We start from the raw sequence: 8,981 nt of genomic DNA on the forward strand, positions 1-8,981 counted from the left end.
AAGTCGAGACACCCATCGTTGGTGTTTGTCCTCACGGCATCTCGACTTCGCTCGATGCGAACGGATAAGGGAGTGCATGACCAGTCCCTTCGCCTTCACCCACGCCCTCTGCCGCGCCCCCGCCCCATCGGCGGTCAAGGGCCTGCGCGCCGGGGGCGGCCCCGATCCCGATTTCGCCGGGCTCGCCGCCGAACATGCCGCCTATGTCGCGGCGCTGCGCGATCTGGGGCTCGCGGTCGACGTTCTGCCGCCGCTCGACGACTTCCCCGACGCGCTGTTTACCGAGGATGTCGCGCTGACCTTTCCCGAAGGTGCGATCCTGCTGCGCCCCGGCGCAGGAGCCCGCGCGGGCGAGGTCGAGCATATCCGCGCAGCGCTCGCGGCGCGCCACGCGCGCCTGCTCGCAATGACGGGGCCGGGCCATGCCGACGGCGGCGACATATTGCGTCTTGCCGACCGCGTGATCATCGGCCTGTCCGCGCGCACCGACCGCGCGGGCGCCGAGGAACTGGCGGTGCTGCTCGAAACGCTCGGACGTCGCGCCGAGATCGCCGAGACTCCGCCCGGCGTGCTTCATTTCAAGACCGGCTGCGGGCTGATCGACGAGACCACGATCCTCGCGGTTCCCGCGCTCGCGGGCTGTTCGCAGTTCGCCGGGCTGACGGTCGTCGAGACCCCGGCGGGCGAGGAAGCGGCGGCCAATCTGCTGCGCATCGGCGACACGATTCTCGTCGGCGCGCGCTGGTCCGCCACCCACGCCCTGCTGTCCGCGCGCGGGGTCGCCATCCGGCCGATGGCGACCGACCAGATCGCGCGCATCGACGCGGGGCTGAGCTGCATGTCGCTGCGCTGGTGAGCGGCGGCGTTTGAACCCGGCGGGCGGGGGTGGTAGAAAAGGCGATGGCCGGCTTTCGCCCCTATGCGCCGCTCAACGTCCCCAAACCCTTCGGCGAGACTATCTGGATCGTCGATGGGCCGGAAATCCGCATGGACTATGGCCCGGCGTCGATCCCTTTTCCGACGCGGATGACGCTGGTGCGGCTGGGCGACGGGCGCCTGTGGGTTCATTCGCCGGTCGCGCCCGATGCGGCGCTGTTCGACGCGATCGACGGGCTGAGCGAGGTCGCGTGGCTCGTCGCCCCCAACAGCCTTCATTACTGGTTCGTCGCCGACTGGCAGCAGCGCTATCCGCGAGCGAAGACCGCCGCGGTGCCGGGGCTCGCCCAAAAGGCGAAGCGGGGCTTTCGTATCGACGCGGTGCTCGACGGCGCTGGCGCGCCGTGGCCGCGCGAGGAGATCGGCACGGTGCTCGTTCCCGGCACGGCGGTGACCGAAGCGGTCTTTTTCCACCGCGCATCGCGCACCGCGATCCTGACCGACCTGATCGAGAATTTCGAGCCGCAGCGCATCGTCAATCCCGTCTATCGCTGGCTTGTGCGGTTGTCGGGCGCGGCGCATCCCGACGGCAAGGCGCCGATCGACCTTCGCCTGACCTTCTGGCCGAAGCGGCGCGCGGTGCGCGCGGCGGTGGCGGCGATCCTCGCCTGGCCCTGCGAGCGCGTGGTGATGGCGCACGGGCTTCCCTATGCTTCGGACGGTGCCGCCGAACTGCGCCGGGCGCTGCGCTGGGCGAGGTGAGGGTGGGTAACGGCCGGTATCCTTCACGAAGAGGGGAAATATCCACTCTCCACCCCGTTCAGGACTATCGGCTTTAATGCCCCATGTCGGCGGCCGATGCCGCCGGGCCGCCGGGCTTTGGCGGGCGCAGCAGGATGACGAGCGGGACCGAGGCGAGCGTTACCCACATCATCGCCCAGAAATTGTCGATATAGGCGACCATCGCCGCCTGCCGGTTGATCTCGGCATTGACCATCGCCATCACGCTGCCGCCGAGCTGGCCCAGCCGGTCGGAGGTCGAGGGGTCGATCATCGATACCGAGCCGCTGGTGATATGCGCGACCAGATCTTCGTGGCTGGTCTGCGTGTTGCTGCCGAGCAGCGTCGTGACGACCGAGATGCCGACCGAGGCGCCGACGCTGCGGAACAGGTTGAGCAGGCTCGCGCCGTCGGTGCGCCAGGCGGGACCGAGCGTCGCGAAGGCCATGGTGTTGAGCGGGATGAACACCAGCCCCATGCCGAGCCCCTGGACGAGGCCGCTGACGATCACCGGCCACGCGCCCATCATCAGCGCCCAGTGGCTCATCTGCCACAGCGAATAAGCGGCGATCAACAGGCCGCTGCCGACCAGCCAGCGGGCATCGACCTTGCCGATCAACCGCCCGGCGACCGACATGCTGAGCAATATGCCGATGCCGCGCACCGCGAGCACCCAGCCGGTGTCGATCACCGGCCAGTCGAACAGCCGCTGGAGCATCGGCGGCAGCAACGCCATCGACGAAAACATGACGATGCCGATCACGACCATGAAGCCGAGCGCGGTGGCGAGGTTGCGGTCGGCGAGCATCCGGCGGTCGAACATCGTGTTGCGCGCGGTGAGCAGGTGGACGACGAACATCCACAGGCACGAGATCGAGATTCCCGTCTCGATCCAGATTTCGAGGCTGTCGAACCAGTCCTTCTGCGCGCCGCGGTCGAGCATGAGCTGAAGCGAGGCGAGGCCGAGTGCCAGCATCGAGAAGCCGAAGAGGTCGAATTTGCGGTTCTGCCGCCCCGTTGCGGGAAGCAGCGCCCACATCAGCGCGAAGGTGAGCGCGCCGACCGGCAGGTTGACGTAGAAGACCCAGCGCCAATTGGCCGATTCGGTCAGCCAGCCGCCGATGATCGGACCGAGAATCGGCCCGACCATGATCCCCATGCCCCAGATCGACATGGCGCGCGCGTGGCGCTCGGGCGGGTTGATGTCGAGCATCACCGATTGCGACAGGGGGCCGATGAAGGCGGCGCTGACCCCCTGGAGGAAGCGGAAGATCACCATCTCCTCAAGATTCTGCGCCGCGCCGCACGCCATCGAGGCGATGATGAAACCGATCACCGCACTCAGGAACAGCGCCCGCCGCCCGACCTTGTCGGCCAGCCAGCCGGTGATCGGCATCGCGACCGCCGAGGCGATGATATAGCTGGTCAGCACCCAGTTCACCGTCTCGCTCGTCGCGCCGAGGCTCGACTGCATATGCGGGATGGCGACGTTGGCGATCGTCGTGTCGAGAATCTGCATCACCGACGCGCCCATCACCGCGATCGTCAGCAGGCCGCGATAGCGCACCTGCTCGTAGAGCGGGCGGCCCTCGTGGACGACCGTCGCCGCGGGCGCGGCGCGGCGGCGGGGAAGGGCGCGGCTGGCCATCAGTATCCCGGCGCCTGGCCCTCTCCCCTTGAGGGGAGAGGATATGCAGGCTTGCGAGCTTGCTCGCTAGCCGAAGTTGGAGAGGGGAATGGCGCACGGTCAGCCCCTCTCCAAGCTGCGCTAGTTCCTTCGGAACAAGCTTCGCTATCCTCTCCCCTGAAGGGGAGAGGGCGATGGCGGGGCAGGGGCTGGCGCATCATCGGCGTCCGCTTATTTGCAGCCGTCCGACGTGATCACCTTCACCTCGGTCGACAGGCCCGCGATCATCGGGCGCCTGGCGACCTCGTCGAAGGCGATGCGGACGGGAACGCGCTGCGTCACCTTGACCCAGTTGCCGGTCGCATTCTGCGCCGGCAGGACCGAAAATTCGCTGCCGGTGCCCGCGCCGATCGTTTGGACATGGCCGCGCACGACGAGGCCCGGATAGGCGTCGAAGCGCATTTCGGCGCGTTGCCCCGCGCACATATGGGCGAGGTCGGTTTCCTTGAAATTGGCGTCGACCCACGGATGCGCGGTGTCGACGAGCGTCACCGCGGGAAGCCCCGCGACCATCATCTGGCCGAGCTGGAGGCGATCCGACTCGGCGACGCGGCCGGCGCTCGGCGCGCGCACTTCGGTGCGGCCCAGATTGACCTCGGCCTGCGCGCGCTGGACCTTCGCCGCCTCGACCTGCGGATTGACGCCGCCGGCGCCGGTGGCGAGCTTGGCGCGCGCTTCGGCCGCGTCGGCGCGCGCCTGGCCGAGGCTGGCGCGTGCCTGTTCGACCGCGTGCTTCGAGGCGTCATAGGCGGCCTTGGTGGTGAATCCCTTTTCCATCAGCGCCGCCTGCCGCGCGAAATTCGATTCGGCGAAGCCGACCGCTTCCTGTGCCGCCTTGATGTCGACGCTGGTCGAGGCGAGACTGGCCGACAGATTGCCGACGTCGACCTTGGCGGCGTCGATCGCGGCGCTCGCCTGTGCGACGGTCAGCGCATAGGGATGGCCGTCGATGCGGAAGAGGAGCTGGCCCTTCTCGACCTCCTGCCCCTCGCGCACCGCGACCTCGGTGATCAGCCCGCCGACCTCGGCCGCGACCGACACCTTGTCCATCTGGACATAGGCATTGTCGGTCGACACCGATCCGCCGCTGGTCAGCCACCAGGCGCCGCCCGCGACCGCGAGCAGCAGCGGCACGCCGAACATCAGCGCGCGGGTGCGCCACGATGCCTTCTCCTCCGTCTCGGCTTCGGTGGCGGGGGGCGCCGCAGCCTCCGGCACCGGATCGGCCTTGGGCAGCGTCTTCGGCCGTGCGTCCTCGGCCTTGGTACGGGAAGGGGAGATCTGGTCCATTACAGGGCGTCTTTCAGGCATTCGCGGCGGGAGAGGTTGGCGCGCACCCGCTCGACGAGCGCGGCGAGTTGCTCGCGTTCGGCGGGGGTCAGGCCTTCGGTGGCTTCGTCGTTCAGCACTTCGGCGGTGCGGCGGATCGAGAGAAGCAGGTCGGCGGCGCGCGCGGTCAGGTGGAGCCGCCAGGCGCGCCGGTCGGTCGGGTCGGCGCGGCGCTCGACCAGCCCGGCCTCGGCGAGCCGGTCGACCATCCGCGACAGGGTGATCGGCTCGACCTCGATCAGTTCGGCGAGCGGGCCCTGCCGGATTCCCTCGTGCCGCTTGAGATAGGTGATCAGCCGCCATTGCAGCGCGGTGATCCCGCTGGCTTTCGTGCGCGCGTTGAAGGCGCGGCGATACAGCCGCGCGCTGTCGTTCAGCAGAAAGCCGATCGTCTCGTTCATGGCGGCGCATATAATAGCAGATGCTATTATATTCAATCGCAACTTTGCTGCATCTGCGAAACATCTGATATGGTGTAAAATCTCCCGACAGGGGTGCTTGCGCCGCCCGTTATTTTCGGCACTATGCGTGCCATGACCCTGACCGCCGACCTTTTCTGGTCCTTTCGCTCGCCCTATTCCTATCTGGCGATCGGCCGCTATCGCGCGCTCGCGGCGAGCCACGAGCTGACGATCGACCTGCGCCCGGTCTATCCGCTCGCGATCCGCCAGCCCGATTTCTTCGAGCGCAATCACCCGAACTGGCTGAGCTATACGATGCGCGACATGATCCGCGTCGCGCAGTTCCACGGCATCCCCTTTGGCCCGCCGCGCCCGGACCCGATCGTCCAGAATGTGACGACGCGCGCGATCGCGGCGGAACAGCCCTATATCTACCGCCTGACCCGCCTCGGCCAGGCGGCGTCGCGGCGCGGCAAGAGCCTCGCTTTCTGCCACGAGGTCGCGCAGCTCATCTGGGGCGGTGCGCAGGACTGGCATCTCGGCGATCATCTTGCCGGCGCCGCGCAGCGCGCGGGCCTCGACCTCGCCGAACTCGATGCCGAAGCGGTTCAGGATGCCGAGTCGCTCGACACCGAAATCGCCGCGAACCAGCTCGCGCTCGAGATCGCGGGGCATTGGGGGGTGCCGACATTGGTTTTCGATGGCGAGCCCTTCTTCGGACAGGACCGCATCGAACTGGCGAAATGGCGGATGGAGCAGAAGGGGCTGCGGGCGCGATAGGGCGAGATTCGCGCAGGGGTGCGGAGGTTGTCGGTTCACGCGGAGACGCGGAGACGCGGAGAGATTGCGCTCGCCGCGAAGCGGCTTTTACCCTTCTACGTCGTTTTGGCCGAGCTTTGGGGGATAGAAAAGGGCCTGCCGGCCCGAATCTTCTTCCTCCGCGTCTCCGCGTCTCCGCGTGAACCCTTCCTCTTCTTTCGCGCCCTCTGCGCGAAAAATCCCCCATCTTGCCCTCGCCCCGCCTCCGCGCATAAAGGCAGGTCATGACCATCAAACCGCAATTTTTCGACGCGCGCGACGGCGTGCGGCTGGCGTGGCGCGAAATGGGCGCGGGGGCGCCGATCCTGCTTCTCCACGGCCTGTTCTCGAATGCCGAGGTCAACTGGATCAAGTTCGGCACCGCGGCGCGCGTCGCCGAGGCGGGCTACCGCGTCATCATGCCCGATTTGCGCGTTCACGGGTCGAGCGACGCACCGCACGAGCCCGAGCATTATCCGCCCGACGTGCTGGTGCAGGACCTTGAGGATCTGGTTGCTCACCTTGATCTCGCCGATTTCGACCTCGGCGGCTTTTCGCTCGGCGCGCGGACCAGCGTGCGCGCGGTGGTCGCGGGGATGCGGCCGAAGCGGCTGATCCTCGGCGGCATGGGGCTGGCGGGACTCGCTGGCTGGGCGAAGCGCGGGCAATTCTTCCAGCGCGTCATCGCCGACTATGACACCGCGAAGCGCGGCGACGACACCTGGATGTCGATCCAGTTCATGAAGACGATGAAGATCGACCGCGTCGCGGCGCGCCTGCTGCTCGACAGCTTCACCGACACGACACCCGACATGCTGGCGGCGCTGACGATGCCGACTCTGGTCGTCTGCGGCGATCAGGATCAGGACAATGGTTCGGCCGGGGACCTGGTCGCGGCGCTGCCCGACGCACGGCTCAGCACGATCCCCGGCACCCATATGTCGAGCGTGACGCGGCCCGAGCTGGGTGAGGCGATCGCGGCCTTCCTCGCGGCTTGACCCTGCCCGCCGCGCGGTCCAGATTGCGCGCCATCGCGCCCTGAGAGCGCACCCTTGTCCAAGAGGATCCACCCCATGAAAGCCATGATTTCCACGCTGTCGCTGGCCCTGTCGCTTGCGGCGGCGGCCCCCGCCCTTGCCCAGGCGGCCCCCGCCGCCGCGTCTGCCGCGGCCCCGACCGCCGCGGACGCCGACGCCTTCATCGCCGCGGTCGAGAAGGATCTGTTCGATTATACGGTCGAGGGCAGCCAGGTGAACTGGGTCAATGCGACCTATATCACCGACGATACCGACGCGATGGCGGCGCGGATCAACGCGATCGGCACCGAAAAATCGGTCAAATATGCGCTCGAGGCGGCCAAGTTCATGAATGTCGCGGGGCTCAGCGCCGACACGAAGCGCAAGCTCGACATATTGCGCACCGGCATCGTCCTGCCCGCGCCGACGACGCCGGGCGCCGCGGCCGAGCTCAACACGATCGCGACCGACCTGCAATCGCAATATGGCAAGGGGCGCGGCACGCTCGACGGCAAGGAAATCTCGGGCTCCGACATCGAGGCCGAAATGGGCAATCTGAAGCATACGCCCGCCGAATATGCCGAGATGTGGACGAGCTGGCATGACAATGTCGGCGCGCCGATGAAGGACGATTACGCCAAGATGGTCGGCATCGCGAACGAAGGCGCGAAGGAGCTGGGCTTCGCCGACACCGGCGCGATGTGGCGCTCGGGCTACGATATGCCGCCCGAGGAATTCGCGAAGCTGACCGAGAAGATCTGGCAGGACATGAAGCCGCTTTATGTCGCGCTCCATACCTATGTCCGCTGGAAACTGAACGAGAAATATGGCGACGCGGTGCAGCCCAAGACCGGCCCGATCCGCGCCGACCTGCTCGGCAATATGTGGGCGCAGGAATGGGGCAATATCTACCCGCTCGTCGCGCCTCCGGGCACCGGCGACCTCGGCTACGACATCGGCGACCTGCTCCAGGAAAAGGGCAAGAAGCCGCTCGACATGGTCAAGGCGGGCGAGAATTTCTATTCCTCGCTCGGCTTCGCGCCGCTGCCGGAGACGTTCTGGAAACGCAGCCAGTTCCTCAAACCCGCCGACCGCGAGGTCGTGTGCCACGCCTCGGCGTGGGACGTCGATAACAAGGACGACGTCCGCATCAAGATGTGCATCAAGGTGAATGCCGACGATTTCGTCACCATCCACCACGAACTCGGCCATAATTATTACCAGCGCGCCTACAACAAGCAGCCGTTCCTCTATCTCAACGGCGCGAACGACGGCTTCCACGAGGCGATCGGCGATTTCGTCGCATTGTCGATCACCCCGCAATATCTGGTCGACATCGGCCTGCTCGACAAGGCGAAGGTGCCGAGCGCCGACAAGGATATCGGCCTCCTCTTGCGGCAGGCGATGGACAAGGTCGCCTTCCTGCCCTTTGGCCTGCTCGTCGACCGCTGGCGCTGGGGCGTGTTCGACGGGTCGATCAAGCCCGCCGACTATAACAAGGCGTGGACCGACCTCCGCCTGCAATATCAGGGCATCACGCCCCCCGCCGCGCGGCCGGCGAATGCCTTCGACGCCGGTGCCAAATATCATATTCCGGGCAACACCCCCTACACCCGCTATTTCCTCGCGCGCGTGCTGCAGTTCCAATTCTATCAGGCGGCGTGCAAGCAGGCGGGCTGGAAGGGGCCGCTCCACCGCTGCTCCTTCTATGGCAACAAGGCGGTCGGCGCGAAACTCAACGCGATGCTCGAAATGGGCGCGTCGAAGCCGTGGCCCGACGCGCTGGAGGCCTTCACCGGCAGCCGCGAAATGTCGGGCCGCGCGATGGCCGACTATTTCGCGCCGCTGAAGAAGTGGCTCGACGAACAGAATAAGGGGCATCCGTCGGGCTGGTGACGCCGGCGGGCGACGGGAACAAGGGACCGGGAAGGGCGCTTCCCGGTCCTTTTTGGGTCTGGGCTGGAAATTCGGGTCCGGCGGTATTGGGGTGGGAAGCTGCTGTTTCCTCACCCTTGTCATTCCCGCGAAAGCGGGAACCCAGAGCGTGCGTCGGCTGACCCCACTCTGGGTTCCCGCTTTCGCGGGAATGACGAA

General features: G+C 66.9%; 8 protein-coding genes. 5 read left to right on the forward strand and 3 right to left on the reverse strand.

What is annotated here, in order from left to right; genetic code table 11:
- Window positions 1-76 precede the first annotated feature (76 nt).
- Window positions 77-856 carry an arginine deiminase family protein gene (locus tag OJI97_RS14340; protein ID WP_297664554.1) on the forward strand — a complete coding sequence of 260 codons (780 nt, stop codon included), beginning with the start codon at window positions 77-79 and terminating at the stop codon, window positions 854-856.
- 44 nt (window positions 857-900) lie between these two features.
- Window positions 901-1,638, forward strand: a complete 738-nt coding sequence (locus OJI97_RS14345; protein ID WP_297664556.1) for a DUF4336 domain-containing protein — start codon at window positions 901-903, stop codon at window positions 1,636-1,638.
- A gap of 73 nt (window positions 1,639-1,711) precedes the next feature.
- Here OJI97_RS14345 and OJI97_RS14350 read toward each other — a convergent pair whose 3' ends face one another.
- The 3 genes from OJI97_RS14350 to OJI97_RS14360 form a co-directional block, all read right to left on the reverse strand.
- Complete coding sequence (locus OJI97_RS14350; protein ID WP_297664558.1) at window positions 1,712-3,304, reverse strand: DHA2 family efflux MFS transporter permease subunit; 1,593 nt, start codon at window positions 3,302-3,304, stop codon at window positions 1,712-1,714.
- Between the two features lie 210 nt (window positions 3,305-3,514).
- Window positions 3,515-4,633: an HlyD family secretion protein gene (locus OJI97_RS14355; RefSeq protein ID WP_297664560.1), complete on the reverse strand. Its 1,119-nt coding sequence runs from the start codon at window positions 4,631-4,633 to the stop codon at window positions 3,515-3,517.
- Window positions 4,633-5,073, reverse strand: a complete 441-nt coding sequence (locus OJI97_RS14360; RefSeq protein ID WP_297664562.1) for a MarR family winged helix-turn-helix transcriptional regulator — start codon at window positions 5,071-5,073, stop codon at window positions 4,633-4,635. Before OJI97_RS14360 ends, OJI97_RS14355 begins: the two co-directional genes overlap by 1 nt.
- A gap of 132 nt (window positions 5,074-5,205) precedes the next feature.
- Between OJI97_RS14360 and OJI97_RS14365 the strand changes: the two genes are divergently transcribed.
- From OJI97_RS14365 to OJI97_RS14375, 3 genes are all read left to right on the forward strand, one after another.
- On the forward strand, window positions 5,206-5,853 hold the full coding sequence (locus OJI97_RS14365) for a 2-hydroxychromene-2-carboxylate isomerase (RefSeq protein ID WP_297664564.1): 648 nt from the start codon (window positions 5,206-5,208) through the stop codon (window positions 5,851-5,853).
- A gap of 263 nt (window positions 5,854-6,116) precedes the next feature.
- Window positions 6,117-6,869: an alpha/beta fold hydrolase gene (locus tag OJI97_RS14370; RefSeq protein ID WP_297664566.1), complete on the forward strand. Its 753-nt coding sequence runs from the start codon at window positions 6,117-6,119 to the stop codon at window positions 6,867-6,869.
- A 75-nt stretch (window positions 6,870-6,944) separates the two neighbouring features.
- Window positions 6,945-8,783 (forward strand): M2 family metallopeptidase, encoded by a 1,839-nt coding sequence (locus tag OJI97_RS14375; protein WP_297664568.1) that lies wholly within the window; start codon window positions 6,945-6,947, stop codon window positions 8,781-8,783.
- The last annotated feature ends 198 nt before the right edge of the window (window positions 8,784-8,981 follow it).

The sequence above is a fragment of the Sphingopyxis sp. genome (assembly GCF_025869345.1).
Lineage (GTDB): Bacteria > Pseudomonadota > Alphaproteobacteria > Sphingomonadales > Sphingomonadaceae > Sphingopyxis.